At 66.4% G+C, this 26,038-nt stretch carries 18 protein-coding genes and 2 rRNA genes; 15 read left to right on the plus strand and 5 right to left on the minus strand.

The window, feature by feature from the left end; genetic code table 11:
• Window positions 1-121 precede the first annotated feature (121 nt).
• Complete coding sequence (locus AC3ANP_RS11985; protein ID WP_488330401.1) at window positions 122-1,087, minus strand: quinone oxidoreductase family protein; 966 nt, start codon at window positions 1,085-1,087, stop codon at window positions 122-124.
• 110 nt (window positions 1,088-1,197) lie between these two features.
• Window positions 1,198-2,301 (minus strand): fatty acid desaturase family protein, encoded by a 1,104-nt coding sequence (locus AC3ANP_RS11990; RefSeq protein ID WP_488330402.1) that lies wholly within the window; start codon window positions 2,299-2,301, stop codon window positions 1,198-1,200.
• Between the two features lie 210 nt (window positions 2,302-2,511).
• Here AC3ANP_RS11990 and argC point away from each other — a divergent pair, with 210 nt between their 5' ends.
• The 9 genes from argC (at window position 2,512) to AC3ANP_RS12035 (ending at window position 12,147) form a co-directional block, all read left to right on the plus strand.
• Window positions 2,512-3,543, plus strand: a complete 1,032-nt coding sequence (gene argC / locus AC3ANP_RS11995; RefSeq protein WP_488330403.1) for an N-acetyl-gamma-glutamyl-phosphate reductase — start codon at window positions 2,512-2,514, stop codon at window positions 3,541-3,543.
• Entirely contained in the window at window positions 3,540-4,706 is a 1,167-nt protein-coding gene (argJ, locus tag AC3ANP_RS12000; RefSeq protein WP_488330404.1) for a bifunctional glutamate N-acetyltransferase/amino-acid acetyltransferase ArgJ, read from the plus strand. Before argC ends, argJ begins: the two co-directional genes overlap by 4 nt.
• Window positions 4,707-4,742: 36 nt before the next feature.
• A complete protein-coding gene (gene argB / locus AC3ANP_RS12005; RefSeq protein WP_488330405.1) occupies window positions 4,743-5,672 on the plus strand; it encodes an acetylglutamate kinase in 930 nt (309 codons plus the stop codon).
• A complete protein-coding gene (locus AC3ANP_RS12010) occupies window positions 5,669-6,940 on the plus strand; it encodes an acetylornithine transaminase (RefSeq protein WP_488330406.1) in 1,272 nt (423 codons plus the stop codon). The genes argB and AC3ANP_RS12010 overlap by 4 nt, the downstream gene beginning before the upstream one ends.
• A 44-nt stretch (window positions 6,941-6,984) precedes the next feature.
• Window positions 6,985-7,962 (plus strand): ornithine carbamoyltransferase, encoded by a 978-nt coding sequence (gene argF, locus AC3ANP_RS12015; RefSeq protein ID WP_488333040.1) that lies wholly within the window; start codon window positions 6,985-6,987, stop codon window positions 7,960-7,962.
• Window positions 7,962-8,492 (plus strand): arginine repressor, encoded by a 531-nt coding sequence (locus AC3ANP_RS12020; protein WP_488330407.1) that lies wholly within the window; start codon window positions 7,962-7,964, stop codon window positions 8,490-8,492. The genes argF and AC3ANP_RS12020 overlap by 1 nt, the downstream gene beginning before the upstream one ends.
• An 85-nt stretch (window positions 8,493-8,577) precedes the next feature.
• A complete protein-coding gene (locus AC3ANP_RS12025; protein WP_488330408.1) occupies window positions 8,578-9,783 on the plus strand; it encodes an argininosuccinate synthase in 1,206 nt (401 codons plus the stop codon).
• A 26-nt stretch (window positions 9,784-9,809) separates the two neighbouring features.
• Complete coding sequence (argH, locus tag AC3ANP_RS12030; protein WP_488333041.1) at window positions 9,810-11,273, plus strand: argininosuccinate lyase; 1,464 nt, start codon at window positions 9,810-9,812, stop codon at window positions 11,271-11,273.
• Window positions 11,274-11,406: 133 nt separating this feature from the next.
• On the plus strand, window positions 11,407-12,147 hold the full coding sequence (locus tag AC3ANP_RS12035) for a maleylpyruvate isomerase family mycothiol-dependent enzyme (protein ID WP_488330409.1): 741 nt from the start codon (window positions 11,407-11,409) through the stop codon (window positions 12,145-12,147).
• Between the two features lie 29 nt (window positions 12,148-12,176).
• Here AC3ANP_RS12035 and AC3ANP_RS12040 read toward each other — a convergent pair whose 3' ends face one another.
• Both AC3ANP_RS12040 and AC3ANP_RS12045 read right to left on the minus strand, forming a co-directional pair.
• The gene (locus tag AC3ANP_RS12040; protein WP_488330410.1) at window positions 12,177-12,692 is read right to left on the minus strand and encodes a methylated-DNA--[protein]-cysteine S-methyltransferase; all 516 of its coding nucleotides are present in this window, start codon (window positions 12,690-12,692) and stop codon (window positions 12,177-12,179) included.
• Window positions 12,689-14,239 (minus strand): DNA-3-methyladenine glycosylase 2 family protein, encoded by a 1,551-nt coding sequence (locus AC3ANP_RS12045; RefSeq protein ID WP_488330411.1) that lies wholly within the window; start codon window positions 14,237-14,239, stop codon window positions 12,689-12,691. Before AC3ANP_RS12045 ends, AC3ANP_RS12040 begins: the two co-directional genes overlap by 4 nt.
• Before the next feature lie 102 nt (window positions 14,240-14,341).
• On the opposite strand from AC3ANP_RS12045, the gene AC3ANP_RS12050 reads away from it, so the two are divergent.
• A complete protein-coding gene (locus AC3ANP_RS12050; protein WP_488330412.1) occupies window positions 14,342-14,983 on the plus strand; it encodes a DNA-3-methyladenine glycosylase in 642 nt (213 codons plus the stop codon).
• Here AC3ANP_RS12050 and AC3ANP_RS12055 read toward each other — a convergent pair.
• Entirely contained in the window at window positions 14,953-15,570 is a 618-nt protein-coding gene (locus AC3ANP_RS12055) for a GNAT family N-acetyltransferase (protein ID WP_488330413.1), read from the minus strand. The genes AC3ANP_RS12050 and AC3ANP_RS12055 overlap by 31 nt on opposite strands.
• A 203-nt stretch (window positions 15,571-15,773) precedes the next feature.
• Between AC3ANP_RS12055 and AC3ANP_RS12060 the strand changes: the two genes are divergently transcribed.
• The 5 genes from AC3ANP_RS12060 to AC3ANP_RS12080 all read left to right on the plus strand — a co-directional run bounded on the left by AC3ANP_RS12060 (window position 15,774) and on the right by AC3ANP_RS12080 (window position 25,840).
• Window positions 15,774-16,295, plus strand: coding sequence for an adenine phosphoribosyltransferase (locus tag AC3ANP_RS12060; protein ID WP_488333042.1), 522 nt, complete (start codon window positions 15,774-15,776; stop codon window positions 16,293-16,295).
• Window positions 16,296-16,483: 188 nt separating this feature from the next.
• Entirely contained in the window at window positions 16,484-18,712 is a 2,229-nt protein-coding gene (locus AC3ANP_RS12065) for a HelD family protein (RefSeq protein ID WP_488330414.1), read from the plus strand.
• 166 nt (window positions 18,713-18,878) lie between these two features.
• On the plus strand, window positions 18,879-20,192 hold the full coding sequence (gene tyrS, locus AC3ANP_RS12070; protein WP_488330415.1) for a tyrosine--tRNA ligase: 1,314 nt from the start codon (window positions 18,879-18,881) through the stop codon (window positions 20,190-20,192).
• A gap of 501 nt (window positions 20,193-20,693) precedes the next feature.
• A 16S ribosomal RNA gene (locus tag AC3ANP_RS12075) occupies window positions 20,694-22,218 on the plus strand.
• A gap of 486 nt (window positions 22,219-22,704) precedes the next feature.
• Window positions 22,705-25,840 (plus strand): 23S ribosomal RNA (locus AC3ANP_RS12080).
• The 16S and 23S rRNA genes sit together here, the layout of an rRNA operon.
• The last annotated feature ends 198 nt before the right edge of the window (window positions 25,841-26,038 follow it).

A 26,038-nucleotide genomic window follows, 5' to 3' on the forward strand; every position in this document is an offset into this window, starting at 1 on the left:
GGGTATCGCCGGGGCGGCGGGGTCCGCCGGGGTTCCGCTGCCGGCCGGCGGCTGCTGCTCAATCACGGGGTGATTCTCCTCGCCGCAGATGAACGGGGGATTGCGGCGCTTCCAGGCACGATCAGGGAACCAGGATGACCTTGCCGGTGGTGCGGCGCTGCTCCAGGTCGGTGTGGGCCGAAGCGGCGTCCGCGAGGTCGTAGCGGGCCCCGATCCGGACCTTAAGGCTGCCGGCCGCGACGGCGGCGAACAGTTCGCCGGAGCGCCAGCGGCGTTCCTGCGCGTCGCGGAGGAAGTGGGTGATGGTGGGCCGGGTCAGGTAGAGCGAGCCGCCGGCGTTGAGCCGTTGCGGATCAAACGGCGGCACCGGTCCGGAGGCCCCGCCGAAGAGCACCAGGGTGCCGCGGATCCGGAGGGCTTCGAGCGACTCGTCAAAGGTGTCCTTGCCGACCCCGTCGTACACGACATGGACTCCGGCGCCCCCGGTGAGCTCCCGCACCTTGGCGGCGAAGCCGTCGTAGCGCAGCACATGGTCCGCGCCGGCTCCGCGCGCCAGCGCCTCCTTCTCATCGGTGGAGACGGTGGTGATGACGTGCGCGCCCCTGGCCTTGAGCAGCTGGGTCAGGAGCAGGCCGACGCCGCCCGCGCCGGCGTGCAGCAGCACGCTCTGGCCCGGTTCCACCTTGAAGGAGGAGTTGATCAGGTAGTGCGCCGTGATGCCCTGCAGGGGGAGCGCGGCCGCGGTGAAGTCGTCGACGCCGTCGGGTACCGGCAGCGCCTTGTCCGCGTCCACCAGGGCGTACCCGGCGTAGCAGCCGACACCCTCGGCGGTGGCAACCCGGTCCCCGGGCGAGAATCCGGTCACCCCCTCGCCAAGCTCCTCCACGGATCCGGAGGCCTCGGACCCGGGGGTGAAGGGGTAGGACACCTTGTAGACGCCGCTGCGCTGGTAGGTGTCGATGAAATTCACGCCGACGGCGGCGACTTTGATCAGCAGCTGGCCGGGACCGGGCACCGGACGGTCGATCTTAGCCAGTTCGAGGACTTCCGGGCCGCCGGCCTGCCGGGCGACGATTGCGTGTGTCATGTGTCTCCTTGCTGGGTGTCTCCGCTCCGGGGAGGCGAAATTCCATGGCCCGGATTCTCTGTCCATCCTAGGGACACTGCCGCCACGGGCCCAGCGTGATGGTTCTAGAGCTAGTAACGCCGGGTAACGGTGGCCATCGGGCATTCGAAGTGACGGCCCGCGGAAAGGCCGACGTCGTTGAGGTAGCGCACAATGATGCCGTAGGACTGCAGCAGCGTGGTCTCGGTGTAGGGGACCTGGTGCTTGGCGCAGAATTCGCGCACGATCACGGCTGCCTTGTCCAGTTGCGGGCGCGCCATGTCCGGGAAGAGATGGTGTTCGGCCTGGCGGTTGAGGCCACCGAGGAGGATGTCCATGAAGCGCCCGCCGGAGATGTTGCGCGAGGTCAGCACCTGGCGGCTGAAGAAGTCCACCCGGCTGTCCGCGGGGAGCACCGGCATGCCCTTGTGGTTCGGGGCGAAGGAGGCGCCCATGTAGAAGCCGAAGACGGCCAACTGCACGCCGATGAACGCCAGTGCCATGCCCCACGGGAGGAAAACGAAGGTGAGCACCGGCAGCAGGCTCAGGCGCGCCAGCAGGATGGGAAGTTCGACCCAGCGGTGCGTGACTTTGGCGCGGCGGAACACGAACTTGACGGAATCGATTTGCAGGCCGAGGCCCACCAGGAACAGCAGCGGGAAGAAGAACCAGCCCTGCTTGCGGGTCAGGAAGGCGAACCGGCCCTGCCGGTCGGCGACAGCCTCGGTGTGGAAGGCGATGGGCCCGGGCGCGATGTCGGGATCCTTGGAGATGACGTTCGGGTGGTTGTGGTGGGCGCCGTGCTTCTGCTCCCACCAGGAGTAGCTCATCCCGGCCACGGAGGTGGCGAGGAGCCTCGCGGCCCAGTCATTGGCGCGGCGGGAGGCGAAGATCTGGCGGTGCCCTGCCTCATGGGCCAGGAAGCTCAGCTGGGTGCAGAGGATACCCAGGGCGGCCGCGATCAGGAGCTGGAACCAGCTGTCACCGATCAGCGCGAAACCGAACCAGGTGGCCGTCATCAGCAGGATGAGGGTGGAGAACACGGTGACGTAGAAGCCGACCCTGCGTTCCAGCAGGCCGGCGGCCTTGACGCTCTTCAGCAGTTCGGAATAGCTCAGGACCACGGCGTTGGGCTGCCGGACCCGCGCCTCGGGGCGCGGGGGTGTGGCGGGGGAAAGAGTGGGGGTGGGCGTCATAAAACGCATGCCTCGTAACTGTTACGGGCAACGCTGCGGCTGCCATTTGCAGCCGCACGGTCTGGATCACCCTCAATCCAGCATACGCCGCATGCGTTCCCACCCGGCACTCCGGTCCCGGGGCCCGGCTGGACGGTTCGGCGGCGGGACGCGGGCCAGTGAATGCATAAATATCGGGTTCTATGCATACTCTTGCTGTATACTCGAGCTATGACTATTTCAGTTGCCGTCTCGGGCGCCAGCGGCTACGCCGGCGGCGAGGTGCTCAGGCTCCTGGCCGCCCATCCCGACGTCACCATTGGCGCCATCACCGCGCACAGCAACGCCGGTTCCAGACTAGGGGAATTGCAGCCGCATCTCCACGGCCTGGCGGACCGGATTCTGGAAGACACCACGGTGGAGAACCTCGGCGGTCACGACGTCGTTTTCCTTGCCTTGCCGCACGGGGCGTCCGCGGCGATCGCCGCGCAGCTGCCCGCCGGGACGCTCGTGATCGACGCCGGCGCGGACCACCGGCTCCAGGACGCTGCGGCCTGGGAGAAGTTCTACGGCTCACCCCATGCCGGCACCTGGCCCTACGGGCTGCCGGAGCTGCCGGGCCAGCGAGAGGCGCTTCGCGGCGCCACCCGGATCGCAGTGCCGGGCTGCTACCCGACCTCTGCCCTGCTGGCCCTCGCCCCGGGCTTCAGCAGCGGCCTGCTCGAGGCGGACGACGTCGTGATCGTCTCCGCCTCCGGCACGTCCGGCGCCGGCAAGGCGGCCAAGGTCAACCTGATCGGTGCCGAGGTGATGGGCTCGATGAGCCCCTACGGCGTCGGCGGCGGACACCGGCACACCCCGGAGATCGAACAAGGGCTCGCCAACGCCCTGGGCGCTCCGGTCACCGTGTCCTTCACCCCCACGCTCGCCCCGATGAGCCGCGGCATCCTCACCACCGCAACCGCGAAAGTGCGCGAGGGCGTCAGCGGTGCCGAACTGCGCGACGCCTGGGCCGCGGCCTACGACGAGGAGCCGTTCGTCCACCTGCTGCCGGAAGGCCAGTGGCCCACCACCAAATCCGTGCAGGGTTCCAACCACGCCGTGATGCAGCTGGCCTTCGACCCGCACACCGGCCGCGTGATCGTCACCAGCGCCATCGACAACCTCACCAAGGGGACCGCCGGCGGGGCCGTGCAGTCCATGAACATCGCCCTCGGCCTGGCGGAAACCGCCGGCCTCGAGCTGCAGGGAGTCGCACCGTGAGCATCACCGCCCCCCAAGGATTCCGCGCCGCCGGCGTCACAGCCGGCCTCAAGGCCTCCGGCAACCCGGACCTCGCCCTCGTGGTCAACGACGGCCCGGCCAAGGCAGCCGCCGCCGTCTTCACCTCCAACCGGGTGGCCGCGGCGCCGGTGCACTGGTCCCGCGAGGTCCTCAAGGACGGCCGCGTCGACGCCGTCATCCTCAACTCCGGCGGCGCCAACGCCTGCACCGGGCCGCAGGGCTTCCAGAACACGCACACCACCGCGGAAAAGACGGCCGAGGCACTCGGCGTCTCCGCGACGGACGTCGTGGTCTGCTCCACCGGCCTGATCGGCGAACAGCTGCCGATGGACAAGATTCTCGCCGGGATCGGATCCGCCACTGCCGCCTTGAGCCGCGACGGCGGCCCCGCCGCGGCCGGCGCGATCATGACGACGGACACCGTTTCCAAGCAGGCGGTCTTCACCGGCACGGACGCCGAGGGCAAAAAGTTCACCATCGGCGGCATGGCCAAGGGCGCCGGCATGCTCGCTCCCGGCCTGGCCACCATGCTGGTCGTGCTCACCACCGACGCCGAAGTCCAGCCCGAGCTGCTCGATGTCGTGCTCCGGGACGCCACCCGGGTCACCTTTGACCGGGCCGACTCGGACGGCTGCATGTCCACCAACGACACCGTGGTCCTGCTCGCCTCCGCCGCCTCCGGATCTGTGCCGTCCGCCGTCGAATTCGGCAAGGGCCTGACCCAGGTCTGCGCGGAACTGGCCCGCAAGCTGATCGGCGACGCCGAGGGCGCCAGCCACGACATCGCGGTCCGCACGTTCAACGCCGCCAGCGAAAAAGACGCCGAGGTGGTCAGCCGGGCGGTGGCCCGCTCCAACCTCTTCAAGGCGGCCATTTTCGGCAAGGATCCGAACTGGGGCCGGGTGCTCTCCGCGGTCGGCACCACCGACGCCGCCTTCGACCCCGACCAGCTGAACGTGTCCATGAATGGTGTGCAGATCTGCCGCAACGGCAGCATCGGCGAGGACCGCAGCCTGGTGGACCTGGAACCGCGGGAAGTCCGCGTCGAGATCGACCTGCAGGCCGGCGACGCCGAAGCCACGATCTGGACCAACGACCTCACCCACGACTATGTCCACGAGAACAGCGCCTACTCCAGCTAGGCCGCACCCACGGGACGAACCAAAGGACGAACGCAGATGAGCACCCAGACCCGCGAGACCACCACCATGGCCGACGCGCAGGGCAAAGCGGGCACCCTGATCGAGGCCCTGCCCTGGATCCAGCGCTTCGCCGGCACCACCATGGTGATCAAGTACGGCGGCAATGCCATGGTCAACGAGGAGCTCCGCCGCGCCTTCGCCGAGGACGTCGTCTTCCTGCACCACGTCGGCATCCACCCGGTGGTCGTGCACGGCGGCGGGCCCCAAATCAACGCCATGCTCGGCCGGCTCGGCATCGAATCGGAGTTCAAGGGCGGGCTGCGCGTCACCACCCCGGAGGCCATGGACGTGGTCCGGATGGTCCTCACCGGCCAGGTGGGCCGCGAGCTGGTTGGCCTGATCAACTCGCACGGCCCCTACGCCGTCGGCATGTCCGGCGAAGACGGCGGCCTGCTGCGGGCAGTCCGTACCGGCACCGTCGTGGACGGCGAGGAAGTGGACCTGGGCCTGGTCGGCGAAGTCGTCGGCGTGAACCCCGCCGGCATCCTGGACATCGTCGCCGCCGGCCGGATCCCCGTGATCTCGACCGTCGCCCCTGAGATCGAGGACGACGGATCCACCACGGGACAGGTCCTCAACGTCAACGCGGACACCGCGGCGGCCGCCGTCGCCTCGGCCCTGGGGGCGTCCAAACTGGTCATCCTGACCGACGTCGAGGGGCTCTACGCCAACTGGCCGGACAGGTCCTCGCTGATCTCATCGCTGACGGCTTCCGAACTGCGCGCGATGCTGCCGCGTCTCGAGTCGGGCATGATCCCCAAGATGGCGGCCTGCCTGCAAGCGGTGGCCGACGGCGTCGAACGCGCACACATTGTGGACGGCCGGCTGGCGCACTCGATGCTGCTGGAAACCTTTACCACCGCCGGCATCGGCACCCAGGTGGTCCCGGACGAGGAAGTGAAATGAGCCAGATTGAAGTGTCCCCCGAACTGACCGAAATCGTGGAGCCGCACGGCCATGCCAGCGGCGCGCAGTGGCTCTCCCGCTACTCTTCGTCGCTGCTGGGCGTTTTCGGCGCGCCGCAGCGGGTCCTGGTCCGCGGCTCCGGCTGCCTCGTCTGGGACGCGGACGGCAACGAGTACCTGGACCTGCTCGGCGGCATCGCCGTGAACGCCCTCGGCCACGCGCACCCGTTCGTCACCTCCGTCATCTCCAGCCAACTCGCCACCCTGGGCCACGTCTCCAACTTCTTCACCAGCCCCACCCAGGTGGCCCTGGCCGAAAAGCTGCTGGAACTCAGCAAGGCGCCCGCCGGGTCCAAGGTATTTTTCGCCAACTCCGGCACCGAAGCGGTGGAGGCAGCGTTCAAGCTGGCCCGGCGGAACACCGGCGCCAGCCAGGGCCCGGCCGGGCAGCCGCGGACCAAGATCATCGCCCTCGAAGGCGCCTTCCACGGCCGCACCATGGGCGCCCTGGCCTTGACCTCAAAGGAAGCGTACCGGGCCCCGTTCGAGCCGCTGCCCGGCGGCGTCGTGCACGTCCCCTTCGGCGATATCGACGCCCTGCGCGCCGCGATTGACGACACCACCGCCGCCGTCTTCCTCGAACCCATCCAGGGCGAGGCCGGCGTCCGTCCGCTGCCCGCCGGCTACCTGCAGGCCGCCCGCGAGGCGACCACCGCGTCCGGTGCGCTGCTGATCCTGGACGAGGTCCAGACCGGGATCGGCCGCACCGGCAAGTGGCTGGCCAGCGAGGACGCCGGGATCATCCCCGACGCCGTGACCCTCGCCAAGGGCCTGGGCGGCGGCTTCCCGATCGGCGCCCTCATCACGTTTGGCCCGGACGTGTCCGCGCTGCTGACTGCCGGGCAGCACGGCAGCACCTTCGGCGGCAATCCGGTGGCCACCGCGGCCGCGCTGGCCACCCTGCACGTGCTGGAAAACCAGCACGTGCTCGACCACGTCGGGGAGGTGGGGGAACACCTGCGCTCCGGCCTGGCCGGCATCGACGGCGTCACCGACGTCCGGGGCGAGGGCCTCCTGATCGGCTTCGAACTCGATGCGGACGTCGCCCCCGCCGTCGTGACCGCGGGGCTCGACGCCGGGTTCATCGTCAACAGTCCCGGCCCGCGCACCATCCGGCTCGCGCCGCCGCTGATCCTCACCGCGGCCCAGGCGGACCGCTTCCTCGCCGCCCTGCCGGCCCTCCTCCAGACCGCAAAGGACGCCCAGTGACCGCCACTGAAGATTCGACCGCGACCCCGAACCTGCCTTCGACTGTGACTTCGACAAGGCCGGTCCGCCACTTCCTCAAGGACACCGACCTGAGCCCGGCCGAGCAGGCCGAGGTCCTGGACCTGGCGCTGCGGATGAAGGCCGCGCCGTACAGCGTCCAGCCGTTTGCCGCGGAGGGCAGCGGCCGGAAGACCGTCGCCGTGATCTTCGACAAGACCTCCACCCGCACCCGCGTGTCGTTCGCCACCGGCATCGCGGACCTGGGCGGCAACGCGCTCATCATCAACCCGGGCGAGGCCCAGATCGGCCACAAGGAATCGGTCGAGGACACCGCCAGGGTGCTCGAACGGATGGTCGCCAGCATCGTGTGGCGGACCGGCGCGCACGCCGGCCTCGTCGCCATGGCGGAGAATTCCCGCGTACCGGTGATCAATGCGCTGTGCGATGACTACCACCCCTGCCAACTCCTGGCCGACCTGCTGACCGTCAAGGAGCACAAGGGGTCGCTGGCCGGACTGACCATGAGCTACCTCGGCGACGCGGCCAACAACATGGCCAATTCCTACCTGCTGGCCGGCGCGACCGCCGGCATGCACGTGCGGATCGCCGGGCCGGCGGGCTACCTGCCCGATGCCCGGATCGTCGCGGCGGCCGAGGACCGCGCGGCCATGACCGGCGGTTCGGTGCTGGTCACCACGGATGCCGCCGAGGCGCTCCGCGGAGCCGACGTCGTCGCCACCGACACCTGGGTTTCGATGGGCCAGGAGGACGAGAAGGAGGCCAGGCTGCAGCTGTTCCGCGACTACTCCGTGGACGAAGCCGCCATGCGGCTGGCGGCCCCCGACGCCGTCGTGCTGCACTGCCTGCCGGCCTACCGCGGCTACGAGATCGCCGCCGGCGTGATCGACGGCCCGCAGTCCGTGGTCTGGGACGAGGCCGAGAACCGGCTGCACGCCCAGAAGGCCCTGATGGCGTGGCTGATGCACCGCTCCGGCCTCGCCGCGGTGGACGGGCTCGACTGATGTCCGTCCAGCCCGCCGCGCAGGGCGTCAGCCCGGCCACCAAGACGGCCCGGCAGGCACGGATCACCGCGATCCTGACCGGCGAATCCGTCCGCTCCCAGGCCGAGTTGGCGGCCTTGCTCGCTGACGACGGCGTGCAGGTCACCCAGGCCACGCTGTCCCGGGACCTGGTGGAGCTCGGCGCCGTCCGGGTCCGGTCCAAGGACGGCGTGCTGGTCTACGCGGTCCCCGGGGAGGGCGGCGAACGCGGAGCCAAGAGCGGCGTCACGCAGGAAGTCCTCGATGCCCGGCTCACCCGGCTGTGCGGAGAACTGCTGGTCACCGCGGAGGCCTCCGCGAACCTGGTGGTGCTCCGGACGCCGCCGGGAGCGGCGAACTTCCTGGCTCTCGCCATCGACCATTCGGTGATGCCCTCGATCCTGGGAACCATCGCCGGCGACGACACCGTGCTGCTGGTCACCCGCGACCCGGCCGGCGGCGCCGCCCTCGCCGCCCGGTTCCTGCAGCTGGCCGAGGAAGCCGGCCAATGAGGCCGCCGAGATTTTGCCCCACTGACTGTGCACTAAAGAGCGTGCACTCGAAACCCAAGAACCAAACAACTAAGGAGCATGTGAAGTGACTGAGCGTATTGTGCTGGCCTACTCCGGTGGCCTGGATACATCCGTAGCCATTGGCTGGATCGCTGAAGCGACCGGCGCCGAGGTCATCGCCGTGGCCGTCGACGTCGGACAGGGCGGCGAGTCGCTGGAGACCATCCGCCAGCGCGCCCTCGGCTGCGGCGCCGTCGAGGCCTACGTGGCCGACGCGTCCGACGAGTTCGCCAACGAATACTGCATGCCCACGCTGAAGGCCAACGCCCTCTACCAGGGCCACTACCCGCTGGTCTCCGCGATCTCCCGCCCGGTGATCGTCAAGCACCTGGTCAAGGCCGCCCGTGAATTCGGCGCCACTACCGTCGCGCACGGCTGCACCGGCAAGGGCAACGACCAGGTCCGCTTCGAGGTCGGCATCCAGACCCTGGGCCCGGACCTGAAGTGCATCGCCCCGGTCCGTGACCTCGCCCTGACCCGCGACAAGGCCATCGCCTTCGCCGAGGAAAAGGGACTGCCGATCGAGACCACCAAGAAGAACCCGTACTCGATCGACCAGAACGTCTGGGGCCGCGCCGTCGAGACCGGCTACCTTGAGGACATCTGGAACGCCCCTACCAAGGACATCTACGACTACACGGCGACGCCGGAATTCCCGCCGGCCCCGGACGAGGTCACCATCTCCTTCCAAGCCGGTGTCCCGGTCGCCATCGACGGCGTCAAGGTCACCCCGCTGCAGGCGATCAAGGAACTGAACCGCCGCGCCGGTGCCCAGGGCGTCGGACGGATCGACGTCGTCGAAGACCGCCTGGTCGGCATCAAATCCCGGGAGATCTACGAGGCCCCCGGCGCGATGGCGCTGATCACCGCGCACAAGCACCTCGAAGACATCACGGTCGAACGCGAACAGGCCCGCTTCAAGGCCACCGTCGGGCAGCGCTGGGCCGAGCTGGTCTACGACGGCCAGTGGTTCTCCCCGCTCAAGCGCTCCCTGGACGCCTTCATCGAGGACACCCAGAAGTACGTCTCCGGCGACATCCGCATGACCCTGCACGGCGGCCAGGCCGTCGTCAACGGCCGCCGCTCCGAGACCTCGCTCTACGACTTCGACCTCGCCACCTACGACACCGGCGACACCTTCGACCAGTCGATGGCGAAGGGCTTCATCGAGCTGTGGGGGATGTCAGCCAAGGTCGCCTCCGGCCGCGACATCCGCGTCGCCGGAAAGTAGCCCCTGTGGCTGAGCAAAAGGCGGAAATGGGCCCACGGGCGCAGGGGTCCCCGGCCGAGCGCAGCGAGGTTGGGGAGCGCTCGGGGACGAACACGGGCGCGCTGTGGGGCGGCCGGTTCGCCGGCGGCCCCGCCGACGCCCTCGCCGCGCTGAGCAAGTCCACGCACTTTGACTGGCGGCTGGCGCGCTACGACATCGCCGGCTCCAAGGCGCACGCCCGCGTGCTGCACACGGCCGGCCTGCTCGACGAGGCCGAGCTGGAGGGCATGCTGGACGCCCTGACCCGGCTGGACGCGGACGTCGCCTCCGGCGCCTACACCCCGGCCGAGTCCGACGAGGACGTGCACGGTTCGCTGGAACGCGGACTGATCGAACGCGCCGGAACCCAGCTGGGCGGCAAGCTCCGCGCCGGCCGGTCCCGCAACGACCAGGTGGCAACGCTGGGCCGGATGTTCCTGCGCGACCACGCCCGGATCATCGCCCGCGGCGTGCTCGCCACCATCGACGCGCTGATCGGCCAGGCCAAGGCACACCACGGCGTGGCCATGCCCGGCCGCACGCACCTGCAGCACGCCCAGCCGGTCCTGCTCAGCCACCACCTGCTGGCCCACGCCTGGGCGCTGCTGCGCGATGTGCAGCGGTTCCAGGACTGGGACAAGCGCGCCGCGGTCTCGCCCTACGGCTCCGGCGCCCTCGCCGGATCGTCGCTGGGCCTGGACCCGGAGGCCGTCGCGGCGGAGCTGGGCTTCGATTCGGCAACGCACAACTCGATCGACGGCACCGCCTCCCGCGACGTCTTCGCCGAGTTCGCCTGGGTCGCGGCCATGATCGGCGTGGACCTGTCCCGGGTGTCGGAGGAGGTCATCCTGTGGGCCACCAAGGAGTTCTCCTTCGTGACCCTGCACGACTCCTACTCCACCGGCTCCTCGATCATGCCGCAGAAGAAGAACCCGGACGTCGCCGAGCTGGCCCGCGGCAAGGCCGGCCGGCTGATCGGCGACCTGACCGGGCTGCTCGCCACCCTCAAGGGCCTGCCGCTGGCGTACAACCGGGACCTGCAGGAGGACAAGGAACCGGTCTTCGACGCCGCGGACACGCTCGAAGTGCTGCTTCCGGCCGTGTCCGGGATGATCGCGACGCTGACGTTCAACACAGAGCGGATGGAATCGCTGGCACCGCAGGGCTTCGCACTGGCCACGGACATCGCCGAATGGCTGGTCCGGCAGGGGGTGCCGTTCCGCGAGGCGCACGAGCTCTCCGGCGCGGCCGTAAAGCAGGCCGAAAGCCGCGGCGTCGAACTCTGGGACCTGACGGACGCGGAATACGCCGCCATCTCGGTGCACCTGACGCCCGAGGTCCGTACGGTGCTGTCCACCGAGGGGTCGCTGAACAGCCGGAACTCGCAGGGCGGCACCGCACCGGCCGCCGTCGAACGCCAGCTGCAGGCGCTCGAGGCCGAGCTCGGCGCCGTGCGCGGGTACGCCGGCTGACGGCCCCTGCGCCGACCACCGAGTTGGCATTTCGCAGCAGTGTTTTCCGAAAACATTGCCGTGAAATGCCAACTCGCGGCAGTTAAAGGCGGGTGCAGGAGTGAATCGGCGCGGCACGGCTAGGATGGGCGCCATGACCTCAATCACACCTGACTTCCTGCTGGCCGAGCTCCGGCGGGCCGCCGACGTCGTGACCGGCATTACCGCGACGCTCACCGACCAGGACGTCGCCGCGGCGTCGGAGCTTCCCGGCTGGACCCGTGGCCACGTCCTCGCCCACGTCGCCGGCAACGCCAATGCGATGGCTCGGCAGGTCGAGTACGCGGCACGCGGCGAAAAGATCGAACTCTACGACGGCGGCTTCGAGGGACGCAACCGGGCCATCGAGCTGGCAGCCGGGCACAGTGTTGAACAGCACCGCACTGCCGTGGCCGCCGCCGTCGGCCGCGCGCAGGAAGCGTTCGGCGCCCTCGACGCGGCAGGCTGGCAGAAGCCCATCAGTTACCGCGGCGGCGTCGTGTTCGACGGCGGCCTCGCGCTGTGGCGCGAACTGACCATCCACGCCACCGACCTCGGCACCGGCCGCGGCCCGGAAACCTGGAGCCGGCCGTTCTGCGAGCATCTTGTTGATTTCCTCTCCGCGCGGGTGCCAGAGGGGGAGCGGTTCGTGCTGCAGCCCCTGGGCCTGCCGCCCGTCGCGATCGGCGCCGCGGGCGGACGCTCGACAGCGATCAACGGCATGCTGACCGACATCGCCGCCTGGCTGGCCGGACGCACCCCCACGCTGGGGAGCCTGCGGGCGACCGCCGCAGCGGACGGCGTCGAGCTGCCGGCGCTGCTGCCCTGGCCCGCGGGCGTCCCCGTGACGAATTAGGCCCAGGTGCGGACTGAAGCCGCGACGGGTCAGGCCCGGACCGCCAGGGCGAGCTGCCGTTCGCGGTCCAGCAGGCTCTCCTTGACGGCAAGCCCCCAGCGGAAGCCGCCCAGGCTTCCGCCGGTGCGGATCACGCGGTGGCACGGGACAAACAGCGCGGCCGCATTAAAGGCGCAGGCGCTGGCCGCGGCCCGGACGGCTTTGGCGTTTCCGGCGAGTTCGGCATATTCGGTATAGGTCACGGGATGGCCCGGCGCCACGGTGCGGAGCACGTCCCAGGCATGGCTGCGGAAGGGGCCGGATTTCTGCAGCACCGTCACGTCCATGGCCGCCCGCGGGTTGCCGGCGTAGAACTCCTCGACGGCAGCTGAGATTGGCCCCAAATCCGGTACCGGCTCGTAGCCGGCCGGCATTAGCTCCGCGTGGATCTGGCCGGTGAGTTCACCGGGCACCGCGGTCCAGCCGGAGGCCAGCACCGCGCCGTCCCGGGCGATGATGGTGAACGGCCCGTCCGGGGTGGACATGGTCAGGAGCTGCGCTTTCATGGCATCACTTTCGTTGGAGCGGGTCTGCGGGTGCGGGAAGCGGCCTGCGCCGCGGCGGCGGCCCGCCACAGGTGCATGGTGGCGTAGGACCGCCACGGGCTGACCTCCCGGAAATCAGGGGACAGGGCGCCAGGGGGCAGGGCGCCGGGGGACAAACCGCCGGCCGGGGACAGGGCGGCGGCCGGCAGGAGCGTGCGGATCCCGTTGCGTACGGCGGCATCGTTGGCCAGGAACACGTCCGGGGCGCCGATCACCCGCATCGCCAGGTAGCCCACCGTCCAGGGCCCGACGCCGGGCAGCGGCAGGAGCTTGGCTTCCAGCGCTGCGAAGTCGTCGCCGTAGCCGAAGTCCAGGGCCCCGGAAGCCATCGCTGCCGCCGCGCCGCGCACGGCGTCGATGCGGCGTTGCGGCCCGCGGAGGAGCAGGTAGCCGGCCTCCGCGATGTCGGCAGCGCTGGGAAAAATGCGGTGCAGCCCGGCTGCCGGAACCAGGCTCTCGCTGCCGGACCCGGCAAGCTGGACCAGGGCCGTCCTGGCCGCTGCCACGGTAATCTGCTGGCCGATCATGGCACGGATGAGCAATTCCTGCGGGTCCACCGCTCCGGGCATCCGGATCCCCGGAGCAGCGGCGACGCTGGCAGCCAGGCGGGGGTCCGCGCCGAGCGCGGCATCGATGGCGACCGGGTCGGCGTCGAGGTCCAGCAGGCGCCGCACCCGGCTGAGCAGCGAGGCAAGATCGCGCAGGTCCACGGCCCCGACGGTCAGGGTCATCGGCCGGCCCGGGGCGCCGGCGTCGTAGTCCACGGTGAAACGGGCGTCCCCATGGGCCAGCCGGAGGGTCCGGGCATACGAGGCGGCGGTGCCCTCCTCGATGCCAGGGATGGCGCGGACGGCCAGGAAGCCGAAAATCCCGGGGTCGAACGGTTCCCGGTACGGCAGGCTGAGCGTCAGTGCCGTGGAGGATGCCGCGGCCCGCGCCGGCGCCGGCAGGTGCCTGGCCGTGGCCCGCAACGCCGAAGGGGTCATGGCAAAAACTTCGGCGATGGTCTCGTTGAACTGGCGGACGCTGCTGAAGCCGGCGGCAAAGGCAATATCCGCCGCCTTCATCGCGGTGGACACCAGCAGGGTCCGGGCGGTCTGCGCGCGGCTGGCCCGTGCCAGCGAGAGCGGACCGGCGCCGAGTTCCTGGCTCAGGATCCGGTTCAGCTGCCGCGACGAGTAGCCCAGCCGGGCGGCGAGGCCTTCCACGCCGTCGCGGTTGATGACGCCGTCGTTGATCAGCCGCATGGCCCGGCCCGCGATGTCCGAGCGGACGTTCCATGCCGGGGTGCCCGGCACGGCCTCGGGGAGGCAGCGCTTGCAGGCCCGGTAGCCGGCGTCGTGCGCGGCCGCGGACGTTTCGTAGAAGGTGACGTTGGCCGCTTTGGGGGTCCGCGCCGGGCAGGACGGCCGGCAGTAGATGCCAGTGGTCCGGACAGCGGTGTAGAACTGCCCGTCGAAACGGGTGTCCCGGGCATCGATTGCCCGGTAGCGCTGCCAAAAGTCCATGGCTCCATCCTGCCAGCCCCCGCCGGTCCACTGCTAGCGGAAATCGGACACGGCCGTTGGTGTTCCCGAAGCAGCTGCCGGCGGGTTTGTTAAAGTCGGAGCATGGATTCCGCCCTGACGCCCGACGCCGTGCGCGGGCTGCTCTCCGCCGATCCGCGCGACGTAGCCCCGCTGCTGCTTGGCGCGGTCCTTACCCATGACAGCCACGGCGGACCGGTCGCCGTGCGGATCACGGAGGTGGAAGCTTACCTGGGGCCGGTCGACTCGCTGCACCCGGATCCCGGCTCGCACACCTTCCGTGGCCGGACGCGCCGCAACGCGCCAATGTTCGGCCCCGCCGGTCACCTGTACGTCTACTTCACGTACGGCATGCACCACTGCACCAACATCGTCTGCGGGCCCGAAGGGGTGGCTTCCGCGCTCCTGCTCCGTGCCGGGCAGGTCGTCGACGGCCAGGAGTTGGCCGCCGCGCGTCGGCCCACGTCCCGGGCGCCGAAGGACCTGGCCAGCGGCCCCGCGCGTTTCGCCACGGCGCTGGGGCTGACGACGGCGGACAGCGGCCGGGATGCCCTGGCCGCGCCGTTCCGGCTCGAACTGCCGGCCGTTCCGGTGACCGGGATCAGCTCCGGACCGAGGGTTGGGGTTTCCGGCGCCGGCGGCTCCGAGGACTACCCGTGGCGCTTCTGGATCAGCGGGGACCCGACGGTCTCCCGCTACAAGGCAGCGAAAGTGCGGACGGCATGACTGTCGTCCACCGCAAAGGGGCCAAGGCGTGACCGCAGGCCCTCCCGCACCCCCGGCCACTCCTCAGCCAGGATCGAAAAGACCGCAGTATTCGAGCGTCCGCCGTCCGGCGCCCACCGCTGGCCGCGCAGCACGCCTTCGAACTGCGCGCCGAGCCGCTCGATCGCATGGGCGCTACGAACATTCGCGACGTCACAGCGGAAGCCGACCCGCTGCACCCCCAGCACGTCGAAGGCGTAACCGAGCAGCATGTTTTTGCTGGCCACATTGACGTGGCTGCCCCAGAACTGGCGGCCGAAGAACGTGCCACCGATTTCGATCCGCTGCTGCGCGGGGACGTAGTCGCACAGCGAGGTGGTGCCCAGCAACGCTCCGGTCCGCTGGTCCGTCACGGCAAAGGCGAGCACGGACGGGTCGTCCAACCGTGCCCGGAACAGCGCCGCCAGGTCCGCGGCGTCGTCCGGCCGGGCCGCCGCCATGCCGGACCACATTCCGGCGTCGACGAAATCAAAGAGCGTCCAGGCGTGCTGCGGCGAGAGCGGCACGGCGCAGACTCCGTGTCCGGACAAGAAAATTTCGTGCTGCATTGCAGTATTGAATCACCGCGGCCGACCCGGCGAAACGGAAAACCGGCTCCGCTCCCATGAACAGTTGGCGACGCCTGGATGACCGGACGGCTGACCCGCCGGCACCCGCACGAAGCGCCACCGCGTAAGGTAATGGGGTGAATTCAAGCAGCGGCGCCGTCCAGCCGGCGCAACCCAGCGAACCCTCCCCGTCCGGCGCCGTCGTGCCGGTGCAGGAGCTGATCACCAGCCTGTGCGCGACCGTACCGGACTATCCCAAGCCCGGCATCGTCTTTAAAGACCTCACCCCGGTCTTCGCTGACGCCGCGGCGTTCAAGGCCGTCGTGGACGCTCTGGTGGAACCGTTCCGGGGCAGGTTCGACGCCGTCGCCGGCGTTGAGGCGCGCGGCTTCCTGCTCGCCGCCGCCGCGGCGTACGCCACCGGCACCGGCGTCGTGACCGTCCGCAAGGCTGGCAAGCTGCCCCGGGAAGTGGTCGCCGAAGATTATGCCCTCGAGTACGGCACGGCCACGCTGGAATTGCACATTTCGGACCTGGTCCCGGGCAGCAGGGTGCTCATCCTCGATGATGTCCTTGCCACCGGTGGAACCCTGGGCGCTACCGCCCGGTTGTTCGAGCGCTGCCGGGTGCAGGTCGCCGGCGTCGGCGTGGTGATGGAGATCGGCTCCCTCGGGGGCCGCGCCGCGTTGACCGGACACGACGTCGTTTCGCTCCTGGACCTGTAGCGAACCCATGGGCGAAACCGGCCGGCGCCGGCAATGCTGCGCGGCGCTGGACGCCGGGACCGCCTCGGTAGAATGCCTGTCACATGCCCGGGGCCAAGGACAGCTGCAGAAATCTGACATGTTTCGGGATGGTGCGCCGAAATGGTAGTAGAATGGTAGGTCTGTCTTTTTCGATAGGGGAACGTTCGATGCACGACGCTGATTTGGCCCAGGAACGCGACTATGTAGCCGGACTTTATGCCCGGCTGGACGAGCTGCGGGCGGAGAAGCGCGCCCAGCTGGCCCAGGTGCGCCGTGCCGGCGCGGTCGGAACCATGCAGAACGTTTCCGAACGGGACGCATTCGCAGCCCTCTATGAGGACCGGCTCGCGCAGCTCGACGCCGTCGACGACCGGCTCGTCTTCGGCCGCCTCGACCTGGACTCCGGCGAGGCACAGTACATCGGCCGGATCGGGCTGACCACCGAGGACCTGCAGCGGCTGATGGTGGACTGGCGCGCACCGGAGGCCGGGCATTTCTACCAGGCCACCGCCTTCGACCGGCAGGGCGTCCGCCGGCGCCGGCACCTGATCCTGCAGGGCCGCGAGGTCAAGGCCATCGAAGACGACGTGCTCGACGCGGACATGCTGACCGACCAGGAATCATTGCAGGGCGAAGGCGCCCTCCTGGCCGCGCTGAACTCCAAGCGCACGGGCCGGATGTCGGACATCGTCGGCACCATCCAGTCCGAACAGGACCGCATCATCCGTTCCTCCATCTCGGGCGCACTGGTGGTCCAGGGCGGCCCCGGCACCGGCAAGACCGCAGTGGCCCTGCACCGTGCCGCCTACCTCCTCTACACGCACCGGGACCGGCTGAAGACCGCCGGCGTGTTGCTGGTGGGCCCGTCGTCGTCCTTCATGAACTACATTGAGCGGGTGCTGCCCTCCCTCGGCGAGACGGGCGTGGTGATGGCCAGCCTCGGCAGGCTGATGCCCGGCATCAAGGCCGTCGCGGAGGAAAATCCGGACGTTGCCGCCATCAAGGGACGGCTGAGTATGGCCGACGTTGTGGCCAACGCGGTTGCCAACCGCCAGCGCATCCCGGCCGAAAACCGCACCCTCGAAGTGGATGGCCGCAAGCTCATCCTCACCCCCCGCCAGGTCCGCCGCGCCCGGGAGAAGGCGCGGGCCACCGGCAAGCCGCACAACGAGGCCCGGGTGTCCTTCGTCAAGATCCTGTTGCGCGAGCTGACGGAACAAATGACCGAGCTGGTCGAGGCGGGCAGCATCGGCAACAACGCCGACCGGTCGTACCTCGCGGAGGACGTGCGTTCGGCGCGGGACGTCCGCGTGGCCCTGAACCTTTGCTGGATGCCGATGACCCCGGAAAAGCTGGTGGGCGAACTGCTGAGCAAGCCGGCAATCCTTGAGGCCTGCACTCCGGACCTGAGCCCGGCCGAGCGTGCCTTGTTGCTGCGGCCTGCGGGTGCGCCGTGGACCGAAGCCGACGTGCCGCTGCTGGATGAGGCCGCCGAACTGCTGGGCGAACTCGATCCGGCCGCGGGGCGGGGGCTGGCGCAGCAGGAGCATGACAGGGCCCGCGACCTGGCGAACGCGCGGCAAACCCTGGTGAACATGGAGACCGCCGGCGTGGATGTGCTCATCTCCGCCGAGGAACTGGTGGACCAGAACCAGGAGCGGGAGGCGCGGCTGACGGCCGCGGAGCGGGCCACAAGCGACCGCAGCTGGGCGTTCGGGCACATCGTGGTGGACGAGGCCCAGGAGCTCTCACCGATGCAATGGCGGCTGCTGGTTCGGCGCTGCCCGCTGAAGTCCTTCACGATCGTGGGCGACATCGCCCAGACAAGCTCGGTCGCGGGCGCAAATTCGTGGCAGAGCGCGCTGGCGCCGATGTTCGGGGACCGCTGGCAGCTCGAGGAACTGACCGTCAACTACCGCACCCCCTCGCAGATCGCCGAGGCGGCAGCCCGGATGGCCAACGCGGCCGGCCTGGTCGTCTCCGCGCCGAAGGCTGTGCGCGAAGGCCGGTGGTCCCCGGTGATCGACCGCGTCGAACCCGGCACCATCGTGGCCAAACTCCGCGAAGTTCTTCCGGAGGAGCTGGACGTGCTCGACGGCGGTCTGCTGGCGGTGATCGCCGACGGCGCGCTCCTGCCGGAGGCAACCGCCGCGCTGCGCGGTGCCTACGGCCGCCGCGTGGGCACCGGCGCCGGCAGCTACGAACAGGACATCGTGGTGATCAGCCCCCGCGAGGCCAAGGGCCTGGAGTTCGACGGCGTGGTGATCCTGGAACCGTCGGCGATGCTCAACCACGAGCACGGCCGGGTAGGGGACCTCTACGTCGCCATGACACGGCCCACCCAGCGGCTGCGGCTGATAGCAGCGGCAGGGGTGCCCGCCGGCATCGAGGGCTAACCCCGGCCGGGGCTGAGGGGCTGCCGGGCTGAGGGGCTGCCGGGCTGCGGGGCTGCCGGGCGGCGGCTTCGGGCTGAGCGCCCGGGGTGCGCCCGGGGTGCCCGGTCCGCCGTCATGTCGGGGCCGGGCGGCGCCTCGCCGCGCCGACCCTGCTAACTTTGATTCCGTGTCCCAGCAAAATGATCTTGAGTCCCAGCAGAATGATCCGAGCTTCGCCAACGTCTGGCAGGAGCTGAAATGGCGCGGCCTGGTCCACGTCTCCACCGACGAGGCGGAGCTTGAAAAACTGCTCGCCGGCGCCCCGGCGACATACTACTGCGGCTTCGATCCCACCGCGCCGAGCCTGCACCTGGGCAACCTGGTGCAGCTGCTCCTGATGCGCCGGCTGCAGCTGGCCGGGCACAAGCCCCTGGGCCTGGTGGGCGGTTCGACCGGCCTGATCGGGGACCCGCGGCAAACCGCCGAGCGTGTCCTCAATACCCCCGAGACGGTCGCCGAATGGGTCGGCCGGCTACAGGGCCAGGTTCAGCGCTTCCTCAGCTTCGAGGGGGACAACGCGGCACGGATGGTCAACAACCTCGACTGGACGGCGCCGCTAAGCGCCATCGACTTCCTCCGCGGCATCGGAAAACACTTCCGGGTCGGCACAATGATCAAAAAGGACATCGTCGCTACCCGCTTGAACTCCGAGGAGGGCATCAGCTACACCGAGTTCAGCTACCAGATCCTCCAGGGCATGGACTACCTGCAGCTCTTCCGCGACTACGGCTGCGTACTCCAGACCGGCGGGTCGGACCAGTGGGGCAACCTCACCAGCGGCACCGACCTGATCCGCAAGGTCGAGGGCAAGCACGTCCACGCGCTGGGAACGCCGCTGATCACCAATGCGGACGGCACAAAATTCGGGAAGAGCGAAGGAAACGCCATCTGGCTCGACGCCGAGATGTGCAGCCCCTACGCCTTCTACCAGTTCTGGCTCAATACTGCGGACGCCGACGTTGCCGCCCGGCTCAAGGTTTTCACCTTCCTCAGCCGCGCCGAGATCGAGGCGCTCGAAGCCTCCGTCGCCGAGCGGCCGTTCGCCCGCGAGGGCCAACGGAAGCTTGCCTTCGAGGTTACGTCCCTGGTGCACGGCGTGGAGGCCACCGAGAAGGTCATCGCCGCATCGGCCGCCGTGTTCGGCGGCGGGGACCTGGCGGCGCTGGACGCCGAGAGCCTTCGCGCCGCGACGGCCGAACTTCCGACCGCCACCGTGGACGGAACCGGCCTCGGCATTATCGACTTACTGGTGGCGACCGGCCTGGCCGACAGCAAATCAGCAGCGCGGCGCACCGTGGGGGAGGGCGGCGCCTACGTCAACAACGCCAAGGTCACGGATCCCGACGCCGTTATTCCCGACGCTGAACTTCTGCACGGACGATACCTCCTGCTGCGCCGCGGCAAGAAGAACCTCGCCACCGTAGAGGTCGTCCGCGGCTAGCCGGCACCCCCGGAGGCTTTCAACCTGCACGCTCCCTTCCGCCGATTTGCACGGCCGGAGGGGAGGGTGTATCGTTTTCTGAGTCGCCACCGCTGAGTGGTGACCAACCCCCAACATTGAGAAGCAATTCTTCTTGCGCTAGTCGCAGGAAATCGAAATTGCTTCGAATTCTGTTGGGCGGATTCGCTTCGTTGAGTGAATTTTTGGAGAATATCCGGATTTGCAAAGATGAAGTGAATGAAATAAGCTAAATACATCGCAGCGAAGAAAAGCGAAACAAACAAATCCACTCAAATGGACTGTTTCGAAGAGTATTCGAATGCTTCTGTTGTTTGAGAACTCAATAGTGTGCCAAGTTTGTTGATACCAATTGTTTTATTGATTGGTTGTTTTGGCTGTGTTGTCCACCCCGTGGATGGCATGGTTTTTACAGCTGGTTTCAAATTTTGTGCATTGTGTGCATCCCGTTTTCCCGGGGGCGCATGGTGTGTCTGTTTTACTTCAACGGAGAGTTTGATCCTGGCTCAGGATGAACGCTGGCGGCGTGCTTAACACATGCAAGTCGAACGATGATCTCCAGCTTGCTGGGGGGATTAGTGGCGAACGGGTGAGTAACACGTGAGTAACCTGCCCTTAACTCTGGGATAAGCCTGGGAAACTGGGTCTAATACCGGATATGACTCCTCATCGCATGGTGGGGGGTGGAAAGCTTTTTGTGGTTTTGGATGGACTCGCGGCCTATCAGCTTGTTGGTGAGGTAATGGCTCACCAAGGCGACGACGGGTAGCCGGCCTGAGAGGGTGACCGGCCACACTGGGACTGAGACACGGCCCAGACTCCTACGGGAGGCAGCAGTGGGGAATATTGCACAATGGGCGGAAGCCTGATGCAGCGACGCCGCGTGAGGGATGACGGCCTTCGGGTTGTAAACCTCTTTCAGTAGGGAAGAAGCGTAAGTGACGGTACCTGCAGAAGAAGCGCCGGCTAACTACGTGCCAGCAGCCGCGGTAATACGTAGGGCGCAAGCGTTATCCGGAATTATTGGGCGTAAAGAGCTCGTAGGCGGTTTGTCGCGTCTGCCGTGAAAGTCCGGGGCTCAACTCCGGATCTGCGGTGGGTACGGGCAGACTAGAGTGATGTAGGGGAGACTGGAATTCCTGGTGTAGCGGTGAAATGCGCAGATATCAGGAGGAACACCGATGGCGAAGGCAGGTCTCTGGGCATTAACTGACGCTGAGGAGCGAAAGCATGGGGAGCGAACAGGATTAGATACCCTGGTAGTCCATGCCGTAAACGTTGGGCACTAGGTGTGGGGGACATTCCACGTTTTCCGCGCCGTAGCTAACGCATTAAGTGCCCCGCCTGGGGAGTACGGCCGCAAGGCTAAAACTCAAAGGAATTGACGGGGGCCCGCACAAGCGGCGGAGCATGCGGATTAATTCGATGCAACGCGAAGAACCTTACCAAGGCTTGACATGAACCGGAAAGACCTGGAAACAGGTTCCCCACTTGTGGCCGGTTTACAGGTGGTGCATGGTTGTCGTCAGCTCGTGTCGTGAGATGTTGGGTTAAGTCCCGCAACGAGCGCAACCCTCGTTCCATGTTGCCAGCGCGTTATGGCGGGGACTCATGGGAGACTGCCGGGGTCAACTCGGAGGAAGGTGGGGACGACGTCAAATCATCATGCCCCTTATGTCTTGGGCTTCACGCATGCTACAATGGCCGGTACAAAGGGTTGCGATACTGTGAGGTGGAGCTAATCCCAAAAAGCCGGTCTCAGTTCGGATTGGGGTCTGCAACTCGACCCCATGAAGTCGGAGTCGCTAGTAATCGCAGATCAGCAACGCTGCGGTGAATACGTTCCCGGGCCTTGTACACACCGCCCGTCAAGTCACGAAAGTTGGTAACACCCGAAGCCGGTGGCCTAACCCCTTGTGGGAGGGAGCTGTCGAAGGTGGGACTGGCGATTGGGACTAAGTCGTAACAAGGTAGCCGTACCGGAAGGTGCGGCTGGATCACCTCCTTTCTAAGGAGCACCTACAACAACCACGCCAGGCGTTATGTCTGTGTGGTGGTGTTGTCAGGAGTACGCCCGTTGCGCAGGCGATTGTTCTGCGGCGGGTGCTCACGGGTGGAATATCAACAGATAGCGGCCGCTGGTTTTCTGCCGGCACCCAGTACGGTCACTTGTTCCCTTCGGGGGCGGGTTGTCCTGGAACGGTGCGGGGAGGGGATGGGCGGTTTAGTGTTTGGCACACTGTTGGGTCCTGAGACAACAGGACCGGGGGTTTTCCCCGGGACTTGGTGTTTCTGGTTCCTGGCTGCATCGATCACGCGCGTTGACGTGGGTGGGGTGTGTGGTACGGGGTTGTTGTTTGAGAACTACATAGTGGACGCGAGCATCTTTTATAAGAAGCAATTTCCAAGAATATGAACCTGGATCTGGTTCCATGCCTTTTGGGTGTGGGGTTGGTTTCGTGGTTCTCTCGTGAATTACTCCTTGATCTTTTGTGGTCAAGTTTTTAAGAGCACACGGTGGATGCCTTGGCATTAGGAGCCGAAGAAGGACGTAGGAATCTGCGATAAGCCTGGGGGAGTCGATAACCGGACTGTGATCCCAGGGTGTCCGAATGGGGAAACCCCGCCAGGGGCGCGAGTTGCCTGGTGACCCGCATCTGAACACATAGGGTGCGTGGGGGGAACGCGGGGAAGTGAAACATCTCAGTACCCGCAGGAAGAGAAAACAATAGTGATTCCGTTAGTAGTGGCGAGCGAACGCGGATCAGGCTAAACCGTTCCATGTGTGATAGCCGGCGGGCGTTGCATGGTCGGGGTTGTGGGACTTTCCGTTCTGTCTCTGCCGGGACAGTGGGGTGTGTTGCATGGGCATAGGTGAGCGGTCTTGAAAGGCCGGCCAGAGAGGGTGTGAGCCCCGTAACCGAAATGCTGTCATGCCGCCTGGGAGGTATCCCGAGTAGCACGGGGCCCGAGAAATCCCGTGTGAATCTGTCAGGACCACCTGATAAGCCTAAATACTCCCTAATGACCGATAGCGGACCAGTACCGTGAGGGAAAGGTGAAAAGTACCCCGGGAGGGGAGTGAAACAGTACCTGAAACCGTGTGCTTACAATCCGTCGGAGCCATCGCAGCTTGCTGTGTTGTGGTGACGGCGTGCCTTTTGAAGAATGAGCCTGCGAGTTAGTGTTACGTCGCGAGGTTAACCCGTGTGGGGAAGCCGTAGCGAAAGCGAGTCTGAACAGGGCGTTGCAGTGGCGTGATCTAGACCCGAAGCGAAGTGATCTACCCATGGCCAGGTTGAAGCGACGGTAAGACGTCGTGGAGGACCGAACCCACTTCAGTTGAAAATGGAGGGGATGAGCTGTGGGTAGGGGTGAAAGGCCAATCAAACTTCGTGATAGCTGGTTCTCCCCGAAATGCATTTAGGTGCAGCGTTGCGTGTTTCTTACCGGAGGTAGAGCTACTGGATGGCTAATGGGCCCTACAAGGTTACTGACGTCAGCCAAACTCCGAATGCCGGTAAGTGAGAGCGCAGCAGTGAGACTGTGGGGGATAAGCTTCATAGTCGAGAGGGAAACAGCCCAGACCACCAACTAAGGCCCCTAAGCGTGTGCTAAGTGGGAAAGGATGTGGAGTTGCGAAGACAACCAGGAGGTTGGCTTAGAAGCAGCCATCCTTAAAAGAGTGCGTAATAGCTCACTGGTCAAGTGATTCCGCGCCGACAATGTAGCGGGGCTCAAGTACACCGCCGAAGTTGTGGCATTCAGATTTTTGCTAAGCCCTTGTGGTTCAGGCGTCTGGATGGGTAGGGGAGCGTCGTGTGGGCGGTGAAGTCGCGGTGTAAACCAGCGGTGGAGCCTACACGAGTGAGAATGCAGGCATGAGTAGCGAAAGACGGGTGAGAAACCCGTCCGCCGAATGATCAAGGGTTCCAGGGTCAAGCTAATCTGCCCTGGGTAAGTCGGGACCTAAGGCGAGGCCGACAGGCGTAGTCGATGGACAACGGGTTGATATTCCCGTACCGGCGAAAAACCGCCCATGTTGAACGGGGGATACTAACCGCCCGAAGCCTGCCCGAGCGCCCTTGTGGTGTGAGGGTTTTGGTGGAGCGCGGGACCTGATCCCGGGAGGCAAGCGTATTAACAGGTGTGACGCAGGAAGGTAGCCGGGCCGGGCGATGGTTGCCCCGGTCTAAGGATGTAGGGCGAACGGTAGGCAAATCCGCCGTTCATGATGCCTGAGACCCGATGGGACCCCCGTAGGGGGGGATCCGGTGATCCTATGCTGCCGAGAAAAGCATCGACGCGAGGTTTTAGCCGCCCGTACCCCAAACCGACACAGGTGATCAGGTAGAGAATACTAAGGCGATCGAGAGAATTATGGTTAAGGAACTCGGCAAAATGCCCCCGTAACTTCGGGAGAAGGGGGGCCCCTACCGTGATGGACACGTGCTGTCCGGAGCGTGGCGGGGCCGCAGAGACCAGGGGGAAGCGACTGTTTACTAAAAACACAGGTCCGTGCGAAGTCGCAAGACGATGTATACGGACTGACTCCTGCCCGGTGCTGGAAGGTTAAGAGGACCGGTTAGCCGCAAGGCGAAGCTGAGAATTTAAGCCCCAGTAAACGGCGGTGGTAACTATAACCATCCTAAGGTAGCGAAATTCCTTGTCGGGTAAGTTCCGACCTGCACGAATGGAGTAACGACTTCCCCGCTGTCTCAACCATAAACTCGGCGAAATTGCAGTACGAGTAAAGATGCTCGTTACGCGCAGCAGGACGGAAAGACCCCGAGACCTTTACTATAGTTTGGTATTGGTGTTCGGAGTGGCTTGTGTAGGATAGGTGGGAGACGTGGAAGCCCGGACGCCAGTCCGGGTGGAGTCATCGTTGAAATACCACTCTGGTCACTTTGGACATCTAACTTCGGCCCGTAATCCGGGTCAGGGACAGTGCCTGATGGGTAGTTTAACTGGGGCGGTTGCCTCCTAAAAAGTAACGGAGGCGCCCAAAGGTTCCCTCAGCCTGGTTGGCAATCAGGTGTCGAGTGTAAGTGCACAAGGGAGCTTGACTGTGAGAGAGACATCTCGAGCAGGGACGAAAGTCGGGACTAGTGATCCGGCGGTACATTGTGGAATGGCCGTCGCTCAACGGATAAAAGGTACCTCGGGGATAACAGGCTGATCTTGCCCAAGAGTCCATATCGACGGCATGGTTTGGCACCTCGATGTCGGCTCGTCGCATCCTGGGGCTGGAGTAGGTCCCAAGGGTTGGGCTGTTCGCCCATTAAAGCGGTACGCGAGCTGGGTTTAGAACGTCGTGAGACAGTTCGGTCCCTATCCGCTGCGCGCGCAGGAAATTTGAGAAGGGCTGTCCTTAGTACGAGAGGACCGGGACGGACGAACCTCTGGTGTGTCAGTTGTACTGCCAAGTGCACCGCTGATTAGCTACGTTCGGATGGGATAACCGCTGAAAGCATCTAAGCGGGAAGCTCGCTTCGAGATGAGATTTCCATACACCTTGTGTGTGAGAGGCCCCCAGCCAGACCACTGGGTTGATAGGCCGGATGTGGAAGCGAGGACTAACGACTCGTGAAGCTGACCGGTACTAATAGGCCGATAACTTACACCACACACCACCCGGGGCAAACGGGTTCAAAAGCGTTTGCCACCAACGGGCGGTACAAAGAAACAAGACTGCTTGCGTCCACTATGTGGTTCCCAAACAACAAACCCGTCACCCGACGGCAACGTTGCAGGAACCAACACAACAAAATAACAACACCACATGTTGTAACCCACAGATTTCCCACCACCACCCCCACCAGGGG

Source organism: Arthrobacter sp. JB02-1C, from assembly GCF_057748045.1.

Coding starts and splice junctions, on each gene's coding strand:
- AC3ANP_RS11985 (WP_488330401.1), bottom strand. CDS start 1,087: ATGACACACGCAATCGTCGCCCGGCAGGCCGGCGGCCCGGAAGTCCTC.
- AC3ANP_RS11990 (WP_488330402.1), bottom strand. CDS start 2,301: ATGACGCCCACCCCCACTCTTTCCCCCGCCACACCCCCGCGCCCCGAG.
- argC (WP_488330403.1), top strand. CDS start 2,512: ATGACTATTTCAGTTGCCGTCTCGGGCGCCAGCGGCTACGCCGGCGGC.
- argB (WP_488330405.1), top strand. CDS start 4,743: ATGAGCACCCAGACCCGCGAGACCACCACCATGGCCGACGCGCAGGGC.
- AC3ANP_RS12010 (WP_488330406.1), top strand. CDS start 5,669: ATGAGCCAGATTGAAGTGTCCCCCGAACTGACCGAAATCGTGGAGCCG.
- AC3ANP_RS12020 (WP_488330407.1), top strand. CDS start 7,962: ATGTCCGTCCAGCCCGCCGCGCAGGGCGTCAGCCCGGCCACCAAGACG.
- argH (WP_488333041.1), top strand. CDS start 9,810: ATGGGCCCACGGGCGCAGGGGTCCCCGGCCGAGCGCAGCGAGGTTGGG.
- AC3ANP_RS12035 (WP_488330409.1), top strand. CDS start 11,407: ATGACCTCAATCACACCTGACTTCCTGCTGGCCGAGCTCCGGCGGGCC.
- AC3ANP_RS12040 (WP_488330410.1), bottom strand. CDS start 12,692: ATGAAAGCGCAGCTCCTGACCATGTCCACCCCGGACGGGCCGTTCACC.
- AC3ANP_RS12045 (WP_488330411.1), bottom strand. CDS start 14,239: ATGGACTTTTGGCAGCGCTACCGGGCAATCGATGCCCGGGACACCCGT.
- AC3ANP_RS12050 (WP_488330412.1), top strand. CDS start 14,342: ATGGATTCCGCCCTGACGCCCGACGCCGTGCGCGGGCTGCTCTCCGCC.
- AC3ANP_RS12055 (WP_488330413.1), bottom strand. CDS start 15,570: ATGCAGCACGAAATTTTCTTGTCCGGACACGGAGTCTGCGCCGTGCCG.
- AC3ANP_RS12065 (WP_488330414.1), top strand. CDS start 16,484: ATGCACGACGCTGATTTGGCCCAGGAACGCGACTATGTAGCCGGACTT.